13 protein-coding genes are annotated in these 19,711 nt (G+C 68.8%); 10 read left to right on the top strand and 3 right to left on the bottom strand.

All coding sequences use genetic code 11. From position 1 onward, the window contains the following. Positions 1–23: 23 nt before the first annotated feature. The gene (locus ACFT32_RS23110) at positions 24–1,535 is read right to left on the bottom strand and encodes a glycosyltransferase family 87 protein (protein WP_382492753.1); all 1,512 of its coding nucleotides are present in this window, start codon (positions 1,533–1,535) and stop codon (positions 24–26) included. A gap of 122 nt (positions 1,536–1,657) precedes the next feature. Continuing rightward, a complete protein-coding gene (locus tag ACFT32_RS23105) occupies positions 1,658–3,916 on the bottom strand; it encodes a transglycosylase domain-containing protein (protein WP_382492750.1) in 2,259 nt (752 codons plus the stop codon). A gap of 768 nt (positions 3,917–4,684) precedes the next feature. Here ACFT32_RS23105 and ACFT32_RS23100 point away from each other — a divergent pair. The 4 genes from ACFT32_RS23100 (at position 4,685) to ACFT32_RS23085 (ending at position 8,481) form a co-directional block, all read left to right on the top strand. Beyond that, complete coding sequence (locus ACFT32_RS23100) at positions 4,685–5,368, top strand: PadR family transcriptional regulator (protein WP_184593854.1); 684 nt, start codon at positions 4,685–4,687, stop codon at positions 5,366–5,368. 45 nt (positions 5,369–5,413) lie between these two features. After that, entirely contained in the window at positions 5,414–6,496 is a 1,083-nt protein-coding gene (locus ACFT32_RS23095; protein ID WP_382492233.1) for an inositol-3-phosphate synthase, read from the top strand. 89 nt (positions 6,497–6,585) lie between these two features. Then, positions 6,586–7,848 (top strand): MFS transporter, encoded by a 1,263-nt coding sequence (locus ACFT32_RS23090; protein WP_382492230.1) that lies wholly within the window; start codon positions 6,586–6,588, stop codon positions 7,846–7,848. 123 nt (positions 7,849–7,971) lie between these two features. Next, positions 7,972–8,481 (top strand): hypothetical protein, encoded by a 510-nt coding sequence (locus ACFT32_RS23085; protein WP_382492227.1) that lies wholly within the window; start codon positions 7,972–7,974, stop codon positions 8,479–8,481. Positions 8,482–8,581: 100 nt separating this feature from the next. On the opposite strand, the gene ACFT32_RS23080 is transcribed toward ACFT32_RS23085, so the two are convergent. After that, positions 8,582–10,027 (bottom strand): CCA tRNA nucleotidyltransferase, encoded by a 1,446-nt coding sequence (locus tag ACFT32_RS23080; protein ID WP_382492224.1) that lies wholly within the window; start codon positions 10,025–10,027, stop codon positions 8,582–8,584. A 258-nt stretch (positions 10,028–10,285) separates the two neighbouring features. Here ACFT32_RS23080 and ACFT32_RS23075 point away from each other — a divergent pair, with 258 nt between their 5' ends. The 6 genes from ACFT32_RS23075 (at position 10,286) to trxB (ending at position 19,703) form a co-directional block, all read left to right on the top strand. Beyond that, a complete protein-coding gene (locus ACFT32_RS23075) occupies positions 10,286–12,688 on the top strand; it encodes a DUF6049 family protein (RefSeq protein WP_382492221.1) in 2,403 nt (800 codons plus the stop codon). Positions 12,689–12,730: 42 nt separating this feature from the next. Continuing rightward, on the top strand, positions 12,731–15,055 hold the full coding sequence (gene murJ / locus ACFT32_RS23070) for a murein biosynthesis integral membrane protein MurJ (RefSeq protein ID WP_382492219.1): 2,325 nt from the start codon (positions 12,731–12,733) through the stop codon (positions 15,053–15,055). 141 nt (positions 15,056–15,196) lie between these two features. After that, a complete protein-coding gene (locus tag ACFT32_RS23065) occupies positions 15,197–16,891 on the top strand; it encodes a protein kinase family protein (protein ID WP_382492216.1) in 1,695 nt (564 codons plus the stop codon). A gap of 27 nt (positions 16,892–16,918) precedes the next feature. After that, a complete protein-coding gene (gene sigM, locus ACFT32_RS23060) occupies positions 16,919–17,644 on the top strand; it encodes an RNA polymerase sigma factor SigM (RefSeq protein ID WP_382492213.1) in 726 nt (241 codons plus the stop codon). Further along, positions 17,641–18,567: an anti-sigma factor family protein gene (locus tag ACFT32_RS23055; RefSeq protein WP_382492211.1), complete on the top strand. Its 927-nt coding sequence runs from the start codon at positions 17,641–17,643 to the stop codon at positions 18,565–18,567. Before sigM ends, ACFT32_RS23055 begins: the two co-directional genes overlap by 4 nt. A gap of 167 nt (positions 18,568–18,734) precedes the next feature. Then, positions 18,735–19,703: a thioredoxin-disulfide reductase gene (gene trxB, locus ACFT32_RS23050; protein WP_382492209.1), complete on the top strand. Its 969-nt coding sequence runs from the start codon at positions 18,735–18,737 to the stop codon at positions 19,701–19,703. Positions 19,704–19,711 lie beyond the last annotated feature (8 nt).

Genomic DNA, 19,711 nt, shown 5'->3' with positions numbered 1-19,711 from the left:
GTACGGCCCTTGGAGTCGTTCGCTCAGAGCGAACCGCCGGTCGCGTCCCGCTTGCCCCACTGGACCTGCGCCCCGTCGAACCGAGCGGTCGTGTGCCGCGAGAGACGGGATGCCGGGCTGAGGACGAAGACGTCCTCAGCGCCGTCGAGCACTCCGCCCGAGGGATCGTCGTCGCCGGACCGGCGCACCGGATCCCGATCGGGCATGAGGATGTCGCGCACGATCATGGCGCACAGGTACAGGGTCCCCAGCAAGTGCAGACCGATGGCCCAGTGGTAGCCGTCGGTCGGCAGGCCCTTGTGTGCCTCTCCGCTGGTCGTATACGCGAGGTACAGCCAGATCCCCAGGAAGTACGCCACCTCGCAGGCCTGCCAGATCAGGAAGTCCCGCCACTTCGGCCGGGCGAGCGCCGCCAGGGGAACCAGCCACAGGACGTACTGCGGCGAGTAGACCTTGTTGGTGAGGATGAACGCCGCGACGATCAGGAAAGCGAGCTGGGCGAACCGCGGGCGGCGCGGGGCGGTCAGGGCGAGCGCCGCGACACCCGCGCAGCACACCAGCATCAGCAGCGTGGCGAGCGTGTTGACGGTGTCGACGCTGAGCGGGTCGTCCGAGTTCTGAGCCATGATCAGCCAGAAGGAGCCGAAGTCGACGCCCCGCTCCTGGCTGAACGTGTAGAACTTCGACCAGCCCTCGAACGCGAAGAGCATCACCGGCCCGTTCACGACGACCCAGGCGACGATCGCACCGCCCAGAGCCGTCCCGAACGCACGCCACCTGCCCGCGCGCCAGCACAGCACCATCAGCGGCCCGAGGATCAGGAAGGGATAGAGCTTGGCAGCCGTGGCGAGCCCCAGCAGGACGCCGAAAGCGAGGGGGCGGCCGCGTGACCACATCAGCATCGCCGCGGCCGTCAGAGCGACCGCCAGCAGATCCCAGTTGATGGTCGCCGTCAGCGCGAAGGCAGGCGCCAGGGCCACCAGCAGACCGTCCCAGGGTCGCCGGGCATGGGTACGGGTCACGCAGACGGCGATCACCGACGCGCACACCATGAGCATCCCGGCGTTGACCATCCAGTACCACTGCTCCTGGTACTGGATGGTGCCGCTGCCGGGCGTGAGCCAGGAGGCGACCTCCATGAAGACGCCGGTCAGCACCGGGTACTCCAGGTACTGCATGTCGCCGGGGAGCCGGTCGAAGTACGGCACGAGTCCGTCGGCGAAGCCGCGCCCCTGGTAGAGGTGCGGGATGTCCGAGTAGCACGCGTGCGTGTACTGGGAGCTGGCACCGAAGAACCAGGCTCCGTTGAAGCAGGGCGCCTTCTGGACCAGGCCGAGAGCGAACATGCCGATCGCCACCAGCGCGATCACCCGCACGGGAGTCCACCGGGACGCCCCGATCAGGGCACGCCGCCCCAGCGGGCCGCCGATCAGCTCGCTGCCGGCCGCGGCGACCTCGTCCTCCTTGGTCGGCCGCACCGGGTCCGGCTCGTGGACGCTCGATTGCGTCGATTCTGCACTGGGCATGCCGCACATCCTGCCGTACGTGTCTATCAATACGCCGAGGGCCGCCGTACCCGAGTGGGTACGGCGGCCCATGTTTCACGTGAAACAGCTTCGCGTTTCACGTGAAACACCCAAGCCGGGCGTTCGGTCGGCTATCCCTCAGGGCCTCCGAAGATGCCTCCGTTGCCGTTTCCTCTGGTGTTGCCGCCGTTCTCGCTCGTATCCGTTGGCGAGGGCGAGGTACTCGGCTCTCCGCCCGTGCCGCCGTTCTCCGTGCCACCGTCTTCCTCATCGCAGCCGAAGAAGCCGCAGGTGTCGGTGGGAGAGGGCGACGGCAGCGACGGCGTCTCGCTGGGCGAGGAGCTCGGGGACTCGGTCGCGGTCTCGCTGGGCTCCACACTGGGAGTCGGCGTCGGCGTCGGGGCGCCCACCGCATCCTGGATGTCGCCGATCTTCTCGGGCTCCGGGAATCCGAGGTCGGTCTGGCCCCTCAGCGCGGCCTTCATGTACTCGGTCCACACCAGCGTGGGGACGTCACCACCGTGGATGGACACCTCGCCCGCCGTGCCGTTCATGGAGAGCAGCTTGGCGCTCTTGGGGTCCTCACGGAACATCGCGACCGAGGTCGAGAGCTGCTGTGTGTAGCCGACGAACCAGGCCGACTTGTTCTCGTCCGTCGTACCGGTCTTGCCGGCCGCCGTACGGCCCAGGGACAGCGCGTTCTTACCCGTACCGTTCTGGATGACGTTCTCCAGAACGTTCGTGACGTTGTTCGCCACGTTCTCGGGCATCGCCTGCGTGATCCTCGGCTTCTCGAAGCCCGGAGTCTCCTGCCCGTTGAACTTGACGCTCGTCACCGAGTACGGAGCGGCCTGCTTCCCGGCGGCGGCGAACGTCGCATAGGAGTCGGCCATGCGGATCGCGCTGGGAGTCGACGTACCGAGCGCGAACGACGCGTTGAGACCGGCAAAGCTGCTGTCCAGGATTCCGGCCTTCTCGGCCAGGTCGGCCACGTTCTTCATCCCCACGTCCATGCCGAGCTGCACGAACGGGGTGTTGACGGACTGCTCCATCGCCTTGCGCAGGGAGATGTAACCCCACGGGCGATCGCTCTCGTTCTCCTGGAAGAAGGGCGTGTTGTCCTTCTTCATGACATAGGAGCCGTCGTTGTTCCTGATCTTGAGATGGTCGTTGCCGTTGTACTTGCTGAGCGGCGAGAGAGGGCCGTCGCTCCGGTAGGTGCCGTGCTCCATGGCGGCGGCGAGCACGAACGGCTTCCACGTCGAACCGACGGGGACACCCGAGGTGTCCGCGTTGTTGTTGAAGTGGCCGTTCTCGTACCCCGCGCCACCGTAGAGCGCGACGATCGCGCCGTCCTTGGGCTTCACCGACGCCGCACCGAACTGAACGTGCTTGTCCAGCTCGCGCTTGTCCGGGTCGAGCTTCTCCTTCTCGACCTTCTTGACAGCCTTGGTCAGCGCTTCGACCTTGGACTTCTCGAAGGTCGTCTTGATCTGGTACCCGCCCTGATCGAACTGCTTCTCCGTGATGTTGGAGTGGTTCAGGACGTACTTCTTGGCCGTGTCCGCCAGGTAGCCGATCTGGCCGCTCATACCCTTGGCCGCCTTGCGGTCATCGGGCATGGGGTACTTGCTGATCGCCGTCTGGTAATCGGCGTCCGAGAGCTTCCTGTCGTTGTGCATCTGCTGGAGGATCCAGCCCCAGCGGTCCTTGGAGCGCTTGAGGTTGGCATCCTTGCTCGCCGAAGGGTCGAGGCTCTCGTTACCCGCGGGGTCGTAGTACGTCGGCCCCTTGAGCAGGGCGGCGAGGAAGGCGCACTCGCTCGGCTTGAGGTCGACCGCGTCCTCGCCGTAGTACGTCTGGGCGGCGGCCTGGATGCCGTAGGCGCCGCGGCCGTAGTACGAGGTGTTGAGGTACCCCTGGAGGATCTCGTCCTTGGAGAGCTTGGTGCCCACCTTGATCGAGATGAACATCTCCTTGAACTTACGGGTGACCGTCTGGTCCTGGCTCAGGTAGGTGTTCTTGACGAACTGCTGGGTGATCGTCGAACCACCCTGCGTGTCGCCGCCCCGGGCCATGTTCGCCAGAGCCCGTGCGATGCCCATGGGGTCGACGCCCGAGTCCTGGTAGAAGCTCTTGTTCTCGGCCGAGATCACCGCCTGCTGCATGGCCTTCGGGATCTTGTCGATCGTGACGTTCTGCCGGTTCTGGCCACTGCCGGTCGCGATCATCTGCTGGCCGTTGGCCCAGTAGTAGACGTTGTTCTGCGACCGGGCGGCCGCGTTCTCCTCATTAGGGACGCCCACCATGGCGTACCCGATGCCCGCCACGGCCACCAGGCTCCCGATGAAGCCGATACACAGGCCGGAGACGAGCCTCCAGGACGGCATCCAGCGGCGCCAGCCGTACTTGCCGGCCCGCGGATAGTCGATCAGACGCTTCTTGTCGTACATGACCGGGCGCTCTTTGCCCCGTCCGGGCCCGCTCGGCCCTCCGGGAGCCGCGCGCCGGCCGCCACGTGTCGGTTCGGCCGCTCTGCGGCGGCCGCCTCCACTTCTCTGCGCCGCACGCCGGGCCTCTGCACGGCCGCCGTACTGGCGCTCCTCACCCCCCGAGTCGTAGGAGTCCGACCCATAGGAGTCGGACGGAGACCCGGTGGCGCCTCGCGGTGCCGCGCGGCGGCCGGAGGACGAGCCGGACTGGCCGCGTCGGGTCGCGGCACGTCCGCCTCCCTGCGGCTGCGGCGGTTTGCGACGGTGCTCGCTCATCGAACGACTACTCCTCGGGCAGGCGCACCCCTGCGCGCCTGGAAACGGCAGCTTGTTTCCGGTCCCCCCGAAGTACGGATGCGGTCGGCTCCGCATTCATCGGTCCCGCATGCACCCGTACTACACCGAAGACGAGGACGCGCTCACGCGTCCCACGGTTCCCGGTGATGTGCATGGCGCACAGACTACGCACCGCCAAAACCTGCCGAGGACCGAAGTTCACCTCAAATCAGGCAACTCGCGTCTGACGAATCGGTGATGTGACCCCGTTCACCACACCCCCTCTTGTCGCATCCGCAAGGCCGTTCTATCGTCGTGATGTATCGAGTCGATACATCAGCCCGACACATCGGACCGAGACATGGGTACCGCGGGAGAGAGGAGGCGACGATGAGCCGGCGTTCCGGGATCCTCGAGTTCGCCGTACTCGGCCTGCTCCGCGAATCTCCGATGCACGGCTATGAGCTGCGCAAACGACTCAACACATCACTGGGTGTGTTCCGTGCGTTCAGCTACGGGACGCTTTACCCCTGCCTCAAGACGCTGGTCGCCAACGGCTGGTTGATCGAGGAGCCGGGGAACACCACCGAGGACGCCCTCGCCGCCCCTCTCACGGGACGGCGCGCCAAGATCGTCTACCGGTTGACGGCGGAGGGCAAGGAGCACTTCGAACAGTTGCTCTCGCAGACCGGGCCCGACGCGTACGAGGACGAGCACTTCGCCGCCCGTTTCGCTTTCTTCGGGCAAACCTCACGCGATGTGCGCATGCGCGTGCTGGAAGGCCGCCGCAGCCGGCTGGAGGAGCGCCTGGAGAAGATGCGCGTCTCCCTGGCCCGGACCCGGGAACGACTCGACGACTACACGCTCGAGCTTCAGCGCCACGGGATGGAGTCCGTGGAGCGCGAGGTGCGCTGGCTGAACGAGCTCATCGAGAGCGAGCGGGCGGGGCGGGACCTCAACGGTTCCTCCTCCGGGGAGCCCGCTTCGCGTGACACCACATCTGGAGCGTCGGGCGGCCTGCCCCGGCCGGGGGACGACCCCCGTCCGGATACGCCCGACGACACCGCCACGTGAGAGCCCCCTCAAGGGCCTCACTCATACACACAGGGAGCAACCGGAATGGGTTCGGTTCGCGTAGCCATCGTCGGCGTGGGCAACTGCGCCGCATCGCTGGTGCAGGGAGTCGAGTACTACAAGGACGCCGACCCGGCGTCCAAGGTGCCGGGCCTGATGCACGTCCAGTTCGGCGACTACCACGTCCGCGACGTCGAGTTCGTCGCCGCGTTCGACGTGGACGCCAAGAAGGTCGGTCTCGACCTCGCGGACGCCATCGGCGCCTCCGAGAACAACACCATCAAGATCTGCGACGTGCCCAGCACCGGCGTGACGGTCCAGCGCGGCCACACCCTCGACGGCCTGGGCCGGTACTACCGCGAGACGATCGAGGAGTCCGCCGAGGAGCCGGTCGACGTCGTTCAGATCCTCAAGGACAAGCAGATCGACGTCCTCGTCTGCTACCTGCCCGTCGGCTCCGAGGACGCGGCGAAGTTCTACGCCCAGTGCGCCATCGACGCCAAGGTCGCCTTCGTCAACGCCCTTCCGGTCTTCATCGCCGGCACCAAGGAGTGGGCGGACAAGTTCACCGAGGCGGGCGTCCCGATCGTCGGCGACGACATCAAGTCCCAGGTCGGCGCCACCATCACGCACCGCGTCATGGCGAAGCTGTTCGAGGACCGGGGCGTCGTCCTGGACCGCACGATGCAGCTGAACGTCGGCGGCAACATGGACTTCAAGAACATGCTCGAGCGCGACCGCCTCGAGTCGAAGAAGATCTCCAAGACGCAGGCCGTCACCTCCCAGATCCGCGACCGCGAACTGGGCGAGGGCAACGTCCACATCGGCCCGTCCGACTACGTCGCCTGGCTGGACGACCGCAAGTGGGCCTATGTCCGCCTCGAGGGCCGCGCCTTCGGTGACGTCCCGCTGAACCTGGAGTACAAGCTGGAGGTCTGGGACTCCCCGAACTCCGCCGGCGTCATCATCGACGCCCTGCGCGCCGCGAAGATCGCCAAGGACCGCGGCATCGGCGGCCCGATCCTCTCCGCGTCGAGCTACTTCATGAAGTCCCCGCCCGTGCAGTACTTCGACGACGAGGCCCGTGTGAACGTCGAGAAGTTCATCAAGGGTGAGGTCGAGCGCTGACGCGCCGCAACGAGTCGCTCCTGCCAGGGCTGTGAGGGTCCCCGGGTCGTACGACCCGGGGACCCTCCCCGTATGTGAGGCTGTGCCCCATGGCCGTCGTCCGTGACCTGCGCGTCCTGTTGCGCTTCCAGGGCTTCCGGCGTCTGCTCGCCATGCGCCTGCTCTCCCAGGGCGCCGACGGCGTGTACCAGGTCGCGCTCGCCGCGTACGTCGTCTTCTCTCCGGAGCGGCAGACCTCGGCCGCGGCGGTCGCCTCCGCGATGGCGGTGCTGCTGCTCCCGTATTCCCTCGTCGGCCCCTTCGCCGGTGTCCTGCTGGACCGTTGGCGGCGCCGCCAGGTCCTGCTGTACGGCAGCCTGCTGCGCGCCGTGCTGGCCTCGGCCACGGCATTGCTGATGCTCAGCCCGGCTCCCGACTGGCTCTTCTACGTCTCCGCCCTGTGCGTCACCGCGGTCAACCGCTTCGTTCTCGCCGGACTCTCCGCCGCCCTGCCGCGCGTGGTCGACGCCGAGCGCTTGGTCATCGCCAACTCCCTCTCCCCGACCGCCGGAACCCTGGCGGCGACCGCGGGCGGCGGCCTGGCCTTCGTCGTCCGCCTGGTGGTGGCGGACTCCGACGCCGCCGTGGTGCTCGTGGCAGCCGGGCTGTACCTGTGCGCGGCTGTGGCTTCGCTGAGCATGGCGCGGGAGCTCCTCGGCCCCGACCGGACCTTGGGGCGCGAGCAGCTCGGGCCCGCTCTCACGGGCACCGTCCGCGACCTGGTGGCCGGCGTACGTCACCTGGCCGCGCCGCAGCGCAGGGAGGCCGCCTGGGCGCTGGCGGCGATGGCACTGATGCGGTTCTGCTACGGCGCCCTGCTGGTCATGCTGCTGATGCTCTGCCGGTACGCGCTCACCTCGACCACGGACGACGGACTCGCTCTGCTGGGGCTGGCGTTGGGCGTCTCCGGCGCGGGATTCTTCGCGGCGGCCGTGGTGACACCCTGGGCCGCGGGGCGGCTGGGGCCGGGCGGCTGGATCGTCGTGTGCGCGGGGGCCGCCGCCTTGCTGGAGCCCGCTCTCGGACTGCCGTTCGCCACCACCCCGCTGCTGGTCGCGGCCTTCGTTCTGGGGCTGACCACCCAGGGCGCGAAGATCGCCACCGACACCATCGTCCAGTCGTCCGTGGAGGACGGCTTCCGCGGCCGGATCTTCTCTGTCTACGACGTCCTCTTCAACGTCTTCTTCGTCGGCGCCGCCGCCGTGGCGGCCCTGATACTGCCTCCGGACGGCCGATCCGTGGCGCTGGTGATCACGATCGCCGTGATCTACGCGGCAGTAGCGGCGGCTATGGCCCGGTTTGGCCACCGGTAAGTGTCACATCAATGACACAGAGCCACTCCTGACTACTGAGTTGTCAGTGGGGCCCGATAACTTACGTGCGTCTTATCTCGCGACATGTTCGCGTCATTCACCATGTACTAGGGGGACTCCCGAATGACCACTCCGCCGTCCCAGGGCAACCCGTTCGCACAGAACCAGCCCGCGGGTCAGCCCCAGGCTCCGTACCCGCCGCAGGGCGGCTACCCCCAGCAGCCCGGACAGCCCGGCTTCCCGCCGCAGGGCGCTCCGTACGTCCCGGTCCCGCCGCAGCCGTCCGGCCGCAAGCTCAGCTTCAAGACCATCAAGAACATCGTGATCGTCATCGCGGTCGCGGGCATCGCCATCGGCGGCTGGATAACCAGCCGGGACGACGCCAACACGGCGGCCGTCGGCGACTGCATGCACCGTGGCAGCACCAGCGACAACAACCCGGACCTCGAAGTCGTCAAGTGCAGCGACGCGAAGGCTCAGTACGTGGTGCTGGCCAAGATCGAGGGCTCGTTCCTCACGGACACTCTCGCGTCGAGCAAGTGTGAGTCCGCGGCCAAGGACTTCCAGTACTCGTACACCGAGAGCGGTGACGGCAAGGACTTCCTGCTCTGCCTGAAGGACTACAAGAAGTAGGGCAGACGCAGAGAGGGGCGGTGTTTCACGTGAAACACCGCCCCTCGACTATCTCCTGCGGGGTCATGTTTCACGTGAAACATGACCCCGTTTCACAGCCTCAGCCGTCCTGTCCGGCCCACCACTCCTTGAGCGCTGCCAGCGCGGCATCGTGCCCCATCGGCCCGTTCTCCAGCCGCAGCTCCAGCATGTGCTTGTAAGCGCGACCGATGACCGGGCCGGGACCGACGCCGAGGATCTCCATGATCTGGTTGCCGTCGAGGTCCGGGCGAATGGAGTCCAGCTCCTCCTGCTCCTGAAGGCTGGCGATCCGATCCTCCAGGCCGTCGTACGCGCGCGACAGGGCCGTTGCCTTGCGCTTGTTGCGCGTGGTGCAGTCCGAGCGGGTCAGCTTGTGGAGGCGGTCGAGGAGCGGGCCGGCGTCACGGACATAGCGGCGGACCGCCGAGTCCGTCCACTCGCCAGTGCCGTAGCCGTGGAAGCGCAGGTGGAGCTCGACCAGCCGGGAGACGTCCTTCACCAGCTCGTTGGAGTACTTGAGTGCCGTCATGCGCTTCTTGGTCATCTTCGCCCCGACCACCTCGTGGTGGTGGAACGAGACCCGGCCGTCCTTCTCGAAGCGACGGGTGCGCGGCTTTCCGATGTCGTGGAGCAGGGCGGCCAGGCGGAGCGTCAGGTCGGGACCGTCGTCCTCCAGCGCCATCGCTTGCTCCAGGACGATCAGGGTGTGGTCGTAGACGTCCTTGTGCCGGTGGTGCTCGTCACGCTCCAGTCGCAGGGCGGGCAGCTCGGGCAGCACACGGTCGGCGAGGCCGGTCTCGACGAGCAGCGTCAGGCCCTTGCGCGGGTACCGGGACAGGACCAGCTTGTTCAGCTCGTCGCGCACCCGCTCGGCCGAGACGATCTCGATACGCCCGGCCATCTCCGTCATCGCCGTGACGACCTCGGGGGCGACCTCGAAGTCGAGCTGAGCCGCGAAGCGCGCGGCCCGCATCATCCGCAGCGGGTCGTCCGAGAACGACTCCTCCGGGGTGCCAGGGGTGCGCAGCACCCGCGACGCGAGGTCCTCGAGCCCGCCGTGCGGGTCGACGAACTCCTTCTCCGGCAGCGCGACGGCCATCGCGTTCACGGTGAAGTCACGGCGGACTAGGTCCTCCTCGATGGAGTCGCCGTACGACACCTCGGGCTTGCGCGAGGTCCGGTCGTAGGCCTCCGAACGGTAGGTGGTCACCTCGATCTGGTAGCCGTCCTTCTGGGCGCCGACGGTGCCGAAGGCGATCCCGACCTCCCAGACGGCGTCGGCCCACGGGCGCACGATCTTGAGTACGTCCTGGGGACGGGCGTCGGTCGTGAAGTCGAGGTCGTTGCCGAGCCGGCCCAGCAGCGCGTCCCGCACCGAGCCGCCGACCAGGGCGAGTGAGAACCCGGCCTCCTGGAATCGGCGGGCGAGGACGTCGGCGACAGGAGCGACCCGCAGCAGTTCACTCACCGCACGGTGCTGCACCTGGCTGAGGGCACTGGACGTTTCTTCGTTGGCGTTCGGCACAACAGAAGAGGGTACGTGGCTCGGGCGGCCGTAAGCTCCCCCTATTACGCGTGCGGACTCGTCCGTGAATAGACGCACAAGACCCGCCCTTGAGATGTAAAGAACCGCTCCCTTTTATACGGTCACATACCGGGCAGGACGGTGCCCGCCCGCGATCTTGTGGAGCGGACCGCGGCACTTCCCCTCAGCGCGCATCGTTACCATGCGTGGACGCACATTCCGACGACCACTGACGACGACGAGGGACGGGCGAAGCGCGTGGCCGACGCGGCAGACTTCCAGGGGACCAGTGCCTCACCGGCCCGCCGGTGGCTCCGGCGCACCGGGGCACTGCTCGCCGGTGCGCCCCTGCTGGCCGGGCTGCTCCAGCTGCCCGCCGCGGCCCCGGCGGACGCGGCCGGACAGGAGGCCCCTCAGGCGGCCGCCGGCGCGGGCTCGGTGTCCGTCGCCGTCGACTCGCTCAGCCCCACCGCCCCCTCCGAGGGCGACACGGTGAATGTGTCGGGCACGGTCACCAACAACGGCAAGCAGGCGGTCACCGACGCCCACGTCGATCTGCGGGTGGGCCCTTCGCTCGACACCCGCTCCTCCATCGACGCCCTCGCGAAGAAGAGCAACGCCGTCCAGGGCCCCACCGGCAAGGCGGTCGGCGGCAAGTACAGCGAGAAGTTCTCCAAGCTCACCCCCGGCGTGGCCGAGCCCTTCAACATCTCCGTGCCGGCCGACGAGCTGGACCTCGGCCCGGACGGCGTCTACCAGCTGGCCGTCGCGCTCTCCGGGGAGACCTCCGCGCAGCCCTGGGACCAGGTCCTGGGGGTCCAGCGCACGTTCCTGCCGTGGCAGCCCGAGGAGGCCGGCACCAAGACGAAGACCACGTTCATGTGGCCGCTCACCTCCACCGTCCATATGACGGCCGAGACGGGGTCGAACGAGCAGCAGACACCGGTCTTCCGCAACGACGACCTCGCCGAGGAGATCGCCCCGGGCGGCCGACTCGACCAGATGGTGTCGCTGGGCAAGGGCCTCGACATCACCTGGGTGATCGACCCGGACCTGCTGGCGTCCGTCGACGCGATGACGCGGAACTACCAGGTCAGAGGCGAGGACGGCACCACCACCGCCGGCCGGAACCAGGCGGTCGCCAAGCAGTGGCTCGCCGAGCTCCAGCAGGCCGTCACGGGCAAGGAGGTCGTCGCCCTGCCCTTCGGCGACCCTGACCTGGCCTCCCTCGCCCACAACGGCACGAACGTCACGGGCTCGCTGAGCCACCTCAAGGAGGCCACCGATGTCGTCGACGACACGGTGGAGACGATCCTCCACGTGAAACCGTCCACCGACTTCGCATGGCCCGCGGACGGCGCCGTCGATCCGTCGATCGTGAAGGTCGCGACCTCGGCGGGCGCCGACAAGGTGATCGCCCGCAGCGACAGCCTCCAGGACAACCTGTCGTACACGCCCTCCGCGGCCCGGCCCGTCGGAGGCGGCACCACGGCCGTCGTCGCGGATGCCAGGATGTCCACGGCGTTCCAGGGCAACCTGACGAAGGCCTCGGCCTCCACGCAGGCTGTGCAGCGCTTCCTGGCCCAGAGCCTGACGCTCCGCCTGCAGACCGGCAAGCAGCGCAGTGTCGTCGTCGCCCCGCAGCGCATGCCCTCCGTGAGCCAGGCGCAGGCCATGGCCGAGGCGCTGGCGACCCTGCAGAGCGGGAACTGGTCCGAGGCGCAGGACCTCGCGGACGCCGCCAAGGCCAAGCCCGACCCGGCGGCCAACACCAAGGTGCCGCCGACCTCCGCGTACCCCTCCTCGCTGCGTAACCAGGAGCTGCTGCGGGCCGCCTTCGAGCAGATCGCGCGGACACAGGGCACGCTCGACAGCTTCAAGGTGATCCTCACGGACCAGTCGCGGGTGGTGACCCCCTTCGGGCGGGCCATGAACCGCGAGATGTCCACGTCATGGCGTGGCCGGGGCGTGGCGGCGGTGGGGTACCGCGACGGCGTCGAGTCGTACCTCGGCGGGCTCACCAACGGGGTCAAGCTGATCGAGAAGTCGGAGACCAAGCTCTCCGGCCGCAGCGCCACGATCCCCGTGACCGTCCAGAACAACCTGGTCCAGGGCGTCGAGCACCTGGAGCTGCGGCTCACGTCGAAGAACCCGACGCGCCTGAAGATCGGCGACGACGCCTACGAGGAACAGCCCGTCACCGTGAACGGCGGCCACAGCCAGTCGGTGAAGTTCACCACGTCGGCCAACGCCAACGGCCGAGCCGAGGTCGTCGCCCAGCTGTACACCGAGGACGGCCAGAAGTACGGCGCCCCCGTCACCTTCGACGTGAAGGTCACCGAGGTCACGGCCACCGTAATGCTGGTCATCGGCGGCGGTGTCCTGCTCCTGGTCCTCGCCGGCTTCCGTATGTACACCCAGCGCAAGCGCGCCGCCGCCCGCGAGACGGACGAGGACGGCACCGCCGAGACGGACGACGCCGACAGCCCGCAGAGCCCGGCCGACGCCGCGCAGAACCCCGAGGCCCCCGGCGACCGTCTCAAGCAGGAGACCGGGGCCGGACCACGGGCAGAGGGCCCGGAGCAGCCGAGTGACCCGGCCCCGGACACCGCAGCGGAAAGCGCCGACCCGTCCGGCACGGGTGAGAGAGTGGACCGTTAGATGTCGTGGCCGGTGGGCCGGGGACGATGAGGTGGGGTAACCATGAACGCGCCGTACGACGGTGACCGCGGCCGTGCCGCGGGCAGCCCGGGCTACCCCGAGTCGGGTGGGCCCGAGGGCTCGTCGGCCGAGCACGGCCAGGTACCGCCGCAGCCCCCCGCGGACATGTACCTCCAGGACGCCTACGACCAGGACCCCTACCGGGCACAGGACCTCTCCGCCCAGGACCCGGTCGCCGAGGCGCTCTACGACCGCGCCGCGCACCCACCGCCCCCTCCGGGCACGTACCAGCCACAGCAGATGTACGCCCAGCCGCCGCAGTCGCCGTACGCGCCCGACCCCCAGGTGTGGGCCCAGACGCCCGCGCCGGAGCCGGAGGGCCCGACGCGGCACCTGCCGTACGGCGACGACCCCAGGACCACCCAGTTCGTGGGGGTGGACGACCTGGTCTCCCAGGCGGGCGAGCCGCGCCAGGAGCCGGACGCCTTCGCGCACCTCTACAGGGACCAGCAGCAGAACAGCGGTCACCCGTCGTACGAGCAGCCGTCGGTCCCCGGTCCGTCCCAGGCCCCGGGTCAGATGGGACAGGGCCAGTACGCGCAGGGCCAGTACGCGCCGCAGGGCCAGTACGGGGCGCAGGCTCCGTACGGCACGCCCGGCCAGACCGCACCGACGCCGCCCCTCGTCGACGAGCCCCCCGCCCCGGAGCCCGCTGCCTCGGCGGCCCCCAAGAAAGCTGGCCGCGCCGCGGGACTCATGAAGTCCAGCGCCGTGATGGCGGCGGGCACGATGGTCTCCCGCCTCACCGGCTTCATCCGCTCCGCGCTGATCGTGTCGGCCATCGGCGTCGGCTTCCTCGGTGACACCTTCCAGATCGCCTACCAGCTGCCGACGATGCTCTACATCCTCACGGTCGGCGGTGGTCTCAACTCGGTCTTCGTGCCGCAGCTCGTGCGCGCCATGAAGGACGACGAGGACGGCGGCGAAGCGTACGCCAACCGTCTGCTGACCCTCGTCATGGTGGCACTCGGCACACTGACCGCCCTCGCGGTCTTCGGCGCGCCGCTCCTGATCCGCATGATGTCACCCTCGATCGCCAGCGACCCCGCGGCGAATCAGGTCGCCATCACCTTCGCCCAGTACTTCCTGCCCTCGATCTTCTTCATGGGCGTCCACGTGGTGATGGGCCAGATCCTCAACGCCCGCGGGAAGTTCGGCGCGATGATGTGGACCCCGGTCCTGAACAACATCGTCATCATCGTGACGCTGGGCATGTTCATCTACGTCTACGGCACCGCGGCCGACTCCGGGATGAAGGTCACGACCATCCCGCCGGAGGGCCAGCGCCTCCTCGGCCTCGGCGTCCTGCTCGGCCTCGTGGTCCAGGCGCTGGCGATGATCCCCTATCTGCGCGAGACCGGCTTCCGGCTGCGGCTGCGCTTCGACTGGAAGGGCCAGGGCCTCGGCAAGGCCATCACGCTCGCCAAGTGGACGGTTCTGTTCGTCCTCGCCAACCAGGCGGGTGCCATGGTCGTCGTCTGGCTGTCCACCGCGGCGGGCAAGGACTCGCCCGTCGACGGCACCGGCTTCTCCGCCTACGCCAACGCACAGCTGATCTGGGGCCTGCCGCAGGCCATCATCACGGTCTCCCTCATGGCCGCTCTGCTGCCGCGTCTGTCGCGTTCGGCGGCCGAGGGCGACGGTGGCGCCGTCCGCGACGACATCTCCCAGGGCCTGCGTACCACGGCGGTCGCGATCGTGCCGATCGCGTTCGGCTTCCTCTCGCTCGGCATCCCCATGTGCACGCTGATGTTCGGCTCCTCGGGCACCAGCGAGGCCACCAACATGGGCTTCATGCTGATGGCGTTCGGTCTCGGCCTGATCCCGTACTCCGTGCAGTACGTCGTCCTGCGGGCCTTCTACGCCTACGAGGACACCCGAACCCCCTTCTACAACACGGTCATCGTGGCCGCGGTCAACGCGGGCGCGTCGGCGATCTGCTACTTCGTCATGCCGTCCCGCTGGGCCGTGGTCGGCATGGCCGCCTCCTACGGCCTGGCGTACGCGATCGGAGTCGGCGTCGCCTGGAGCCGGCTGCGCAAGCGGCTGGGCGGAGACCTCGACGGCGCCCGTGTCCTGCGGACTTACGCCCGGCTGTGCATCGCGTCGATCCCGGCCGCTCTGCTCAGCGGCGCGGCCTGCTACGGCATCGGCCATACCCTCGGCCAGGGCGTCGGGGGCTCGATCGCCGGGGTACTGGCCGGCGGTGCCGTGCTCCTCGGGATCTTCTTCGTCGCCGCCCGCCGCATGCGCATCGAGGAGCTCAACTCGCTGGTCGGCATGGTCCGCGGACGCCTGGGACGCTGAGTCGGGGGGTAGGCGCACAACCATCGTCAGCCGCTGCGTGTCGTGCATAGCGGCGGACTGTGGGCACAATTGGTTTCGGCGTCGGACGGCGCGCAACGGATGCCGGCCGGCGCGCACATGGATGGGGAGGCAGGAACGACGGTGGCGGAACGTAGTACGGCTGCCGTCGACGTGGCAGACAACAGCGACGACTCGTCGCTGACCGCCAAGGCGGACCAGTCCACGGCCGACGGGGTGGCCAAGAACCGGGAGCGGGACACGGACAGCGACGAGGTACAGGAGAGCGCCCGGACCGACGGGCCCGGAACGACCTCGCCGCCTGAACTGCACAGTGGGCACAAACTCGCCAGACGCTACCGTCTCGAGGAGTGCGTCACCCGTCTGGACGGTTTCAGCAGCTGGCGTGCCGTGGACGAGAAGCTCCGCCGCGCCGTCGGCGTGCACATCCTGCCCGCCGACCACTCACGGGCCCGCTCGGTCCTGGCCGCCGCACGCTCCTCCGCGCTCCTCGGCGACCCCCGCTTCGTCCAAGTGCTGGACGCGGTGGAAGAGAACGACCTCGTCTACGTCGTCCACGAGTGGCTTCCCGACGCGACGGAGCTGACCCCGCTGCTCGCCTCCGGGCCGCTGGAGCCGTACGACGCCTACCAGATGGTCAGTCAGATCTCCTCCGCCATGGCCGCCGCGCACCGCGAGGGTCTCGCCCATCTGCGGCTGAACCCCAACGCCGTGCTGCGCACCTCGACCGGTCAGTGGCGTATCCGCGGTCTCGCCGTGAACGCCGCCCTGCGCGGTGTCACGACCGAGACCCCGCAGCGCACCGACACCGAGGCCATCGGCGCCCTGCTGTATGCGGCGCTCACCCAGCGCTGGCCGTACGAGAGCGACGCCTACGGCCTGTCGGGCCTGCCGAAGGACATCGGCCTGATCGCACCCGACCAGGTGCGTGCCGGTGTGCACCGCGGGCTCTCCGAGCTGTCCATGCGCGCGCTCGTCAACGACGGTGCCACCGCGTCCCGGCACGAGTCGCCGTGCACGACGCCCGAGGAGCTGGTGAAGGCGATCGGCGAGATGCCCCGCATCCGCCCGCCGGAGCCGGCGTTCACCGCCCCGCCCGAGTACCAGCGCACGACGTACCAGCAGGGCACATACGGCCGCCAGGCCCCGCGCCTCGGCGCCACCCAGCAGGTCCCGGCCCCGCCGCCCCCGCTGCAGAGCCGCACGGGCAAGGCCCTGAAGTGGGCCGTGTCCGCGCTCCTGATCGCCGCACTGGGCCTCGGCAGCTGGCAGCTGGCGGACGCGCTCATGGACCAGGGCGGCAAGAACGAGGACCCGGGCCAGACGCAGACCAACGACGGGAACGACAAGAGCCCGAAGAAGCCGACGGGCGGCAAGCCCATCGCCATCAGCGGTGCACGCGACTTCGACCCCTTCGGCGATCAGACCGAGAAGCCGTCCGACATAGGGAAGGTCTACGACGGCAGCACCGCCTCGTACTGGCAGACGGACTACTACTTGAGCTCAGACTTCGGGCGCTTGAAGTCAGGTGTCGGCATAATCCTCGACCTCGGCAAGGTCCAGCAGGTCGGAAAGGTGAAGGTCACCTTCGTCGGGGACACCTCGGTCGAGCTCCGCAGTGCGAGCGCGGACGCGGGCTCGGAGCCGACGTCCTTCGACGCCTACACCAAGGTCGCCGAGGGCAAGGGGACGACGGTGGAACTCAAGCCCAAGGCCCTCGAGAGCCGCTACCTCCTGGTGTGGCTGACGGAGCTGCCCATGCAGTCGGACGACGGCAAGTGGCGCGGCAGGGTGGCGGACATCAAGGTGACCAGCTGACGGCATCTGCCTCGAGGAAGGAGGCCGATGGCAGACGGCACCGGGTACGACGGAGTAAGCGATCAGGATCTGCTCGCCCGCCATGTCGAAGGCGACCCCGACGCCTTCGGTGAGATCGTGCGGCGGCATCGCGATCGCCTCTGGGCCGTCGCCCTGCGGACGCTGGGGGACCGCGAGGAGGCCGCTGACGCGGTGCAGGACGCCCTCGTTTCCGCCTACCGGGCCGCCCACACCTTCCGGGGCCAGTCGGCCGTCACAACCTGGCTGCACAGGATCACGGTGAACGCCTGCCTGGACCGCGCTCGCAAGGTCGCCTCGCGGAAGACCTCTCCCGTCGACGACACCGAGCGCCTCGAGCAGCTGCTGGAGCCGCACGAGTCGGCCTCCGCGCCCGCCGAGCGCAACGATCTCCACCGGCAGCTCATCGAAGCCCTGGGCACCCTGCCGGCCGACCAGCGCGCGGCGCTCGTCCTGGTCGACATGCAGGGCTACCCGGTCGCGGAGGCGGCCCGCATCCTCGACGTGCCGACCGGCACGGTCAAGAGCCGCTGCGCACGCGGCAGAGCCAGACTCCTGCCGCTGCTCACCCATCTGCGACCGGACAGCGGCGGCAAGGACAAGAACCCGGGCGGGGAACGGAACCGGACGCAAGAGCCAACCGTCCCACCCGCAGCGGGACCACACCGAACGGGACCGCCGGACACAGGACCGAGCGACTCAGCTGCAGTAAAGGGCGGAGGTGGACGAGCGTGACGTCGACGACAGACATGGCCGGGCACCCGGACGTCGCGGAGATCTCCGACCTCTCCGAAGGCATTCTCCCGCCGTCCCGGAGTACCGACGTGCGTCGCCATCTGGACGAGTGCGAGCTCTGCGCGGACGTCTATGCCTCCCTTGAGGAGATCCGCGGCATGCTCGGCACGCTGCCGGGGCCGCCGCGTATGCCCGCCGATGTCGCAGGCCGCATCGATGCCGCACTCGCCGCCGAGGCTCTGCTGAACGCCACGGAGCCCGAGGCGGCTGAAGGGCCGACGCCGGTCAGTGCTTCCCGCTCCGCTTCCGAGGACGACGGCGGTGCGCCTGTTTCACGTGAAACATCGACGCCTGCCGACCGGCCCGCCGGGCGCCCCCGCTCTTCCACCACCGGCCCGGGCCGCAAGGGACGCACGCGGAACGGGCGGCGCAGGATCGCCGTCCTGGGGACCGTCTTCACGGTGGCAGCCCTGGGGCTGGGCTCCGTCCTGCTGTCGTCACTCGGCGACAACAAACCGCCCCACGACACAGCGGGCGACCGGCAGACCACCGCGGCGGACACCTTCTCCGAGGGGAAGCTCCAGAAGCAGGTCACTGATCTCCTGGCCGAGAACCAGAGCGAGGAAGGCGGCGATTCCCGCACCCCCCTCGGCGCGGCGACCGCCCCCGGCAGCAACCACCCCAGGGTCCTCAGGGAGCCCACCGTCCCCGGTTGCGTCCGTGACGGCATCGGGCGCAAGGACGCGGCTCTGGCTGTGGAGAACGGCAGGTATCAGGGGAAGAAGGCCATGCTCGTGCTGCTTCCCAACGCCACCGACGCCACCCGGGTCACCGCCTATATCGTCGACGCGACCTGTGTGGATCACCAGGCGTCCACTGCCGGGGGCAAGGTCCTCCTGGAGCGCTCCTACTCGTCCTCCTGAGCGAGTGCATCGTCTTTGCCCTGCGTGGTATCCAGCACAGTGCCGCATCTCCGTGTGCCCGGACACAGCGGGAATGCGCGCCCCTTAGGATCCGTTGGGTGGTGTGAGAGTTCCGAGAGACGCTCCCACCGGTCGAACGATGCAGACCAGAGACGAGGAAACAAGCCGTGAGCGACGTCCGTAACGTGATCATCATCGGCTCCGGGCCCGCCGGCTACACGGCGGCGCTCTACACCGCGCGCGCGTCGCTGAAGCCACTGGTGTTCGAGGGCGCCGTCACCGCCGGCGGTGCGCTCATGAACACCACCGACGTCGAGAACTTCCCTGGCTTCCAGGACGGCATCATGGGTCCCGAGCTCATGGACAACATGCGTGCCCAGGCCGAGCGCTTCGGCGCCGAACTCGTCCCGGACGATGTCGTGGCCGTCGACCTGTCCGGCGAGATCAAGACCGTCACGGACACCGCCGGTACCGTCCACCGGGCGAAGGCCGTCATCGTCTCCACCGGCTCGCAGCACCGCAAGCTCGGTCTGCCGAACGAGGACGCCCTCTCCGGCCGTGGGGTGTCCTGGTGCGCCACCTGTGACGGGTTCTTCTTCAAGGACCAGGACATCGCCGTGATCGGTGGTGGCGACACCGCCATGGAGGAGGCCACCTTCCTCTCGCGGTTCGCCAAGTCCGTGACCGTGGTCCACCGCCGCGACACCCTGCGTGCTTCCAAGGCCATGCAGGAGCGTGCCTTCGCCGACCCGAAGATCAAGTTCGTGTGGGACAGCGAGGTCGCCGAGATCCAGGGCGACCCGAAGCTCTCGGGTCTGAAGCTGCGCAACCTCAAGACCGGTGAGCTCTCCGACCTGCCGGTGACCGGCCTGTTCATCGCCATCGGCCACGACCCCCGCACCGAGCTCTTCAAGGGTCAGCTCGACCTGGACGGAGAGGGCTACCTGAAGGTGGAGGCGCCGTCCACGCGCACGAACCTGACCGGTGTCTTCGGTGCCGGCGATGTGGTCGACCACACCTACCGTCAGGCGATCACCGCGGCCGGGACCGGCTGCGCCGCGGCGCTCGACGCCGAGCGCTTCCTCGCCGCCCTCGCGGACGAGGAGCAGCCCGAGCCCGAGAAGACCTCTGTCTGACCCCCTCC

Origin of the sequence: Streptomyces sp. NPDC057002 (assembly GCF_042673825.1) — a bacterium.
Classification (GTDB): domain Bacteria; phylum Actinomycetota; class Actinomycetes; order Streptomycetales; family Streptomycetaceae; genus Streptomyces.
Note: the sequence above shows the minus strand (reverse complement) of the source record. Positions and strands in the feature narration are given on the sequence as shown.

Excerpts from the sequence above, each read along its gene's own strand:
- ACFT32_RS23085 (WP_382492227.1), top strand. The coding sequence starts at position 7,972 with ATGACCACTCCGCCGTCCCAGGGCAACCCGTTCGCACAGAACCAGCCC.
- ACFT32_RS23090 (WP_382492230.1), top strand. The coding sequence starts at position 6,586 with ATGGCCGTCGTCCGTGACCTGCGCGTCCTGTTGCGCTTCCAGGGCTTC.
- sigM (WP_382492213.1), top strand. The coding sequence starts at position 16,919 with ATGGCAGACGGCACCGGGTACGACGGAGTAAGCGATCAGGATCTGCTC.
- ACFT32_RS23095 (WP_382492233.1), top strand. The coding sequence starts at position 5,414 with ATGGGTTCGGTTCGCGTAGCCATCGTCGGCGTGGGCAACTGCGCCGCA.
- murJ (WP_382492219.1), top strand. The coding sequence starts at position 12,731 with ATGAACGCGCCGTACGACGGTGACCGCGGCCGTGCCGCGGGCAGCCCG.
- ACFT32_RS23110 (WP_382492753.1), bottom strand. The coding sequence starts at position 1,535 with ATGTGCGGCATGCCCAGTGCAGAATCGACGCAATCGAGCGTCCACGAG.
- ACFT32_RS23105 (WP_382492750.1), bottom strand. The coding sequence starts at position 3,916 with ATGCCGTCCTGGAGGCTCGTCTCCGGCCTGTGTATCGGCTTCATCGGG.
- ACFT32_RS23100 (WP_184593854.1), top strand. The coding sequence starts at position 4,685 with ATGAGCCGGCGTTCCGGGATCCTCGAGTTCGCCGTACTCGGCCTGCTC.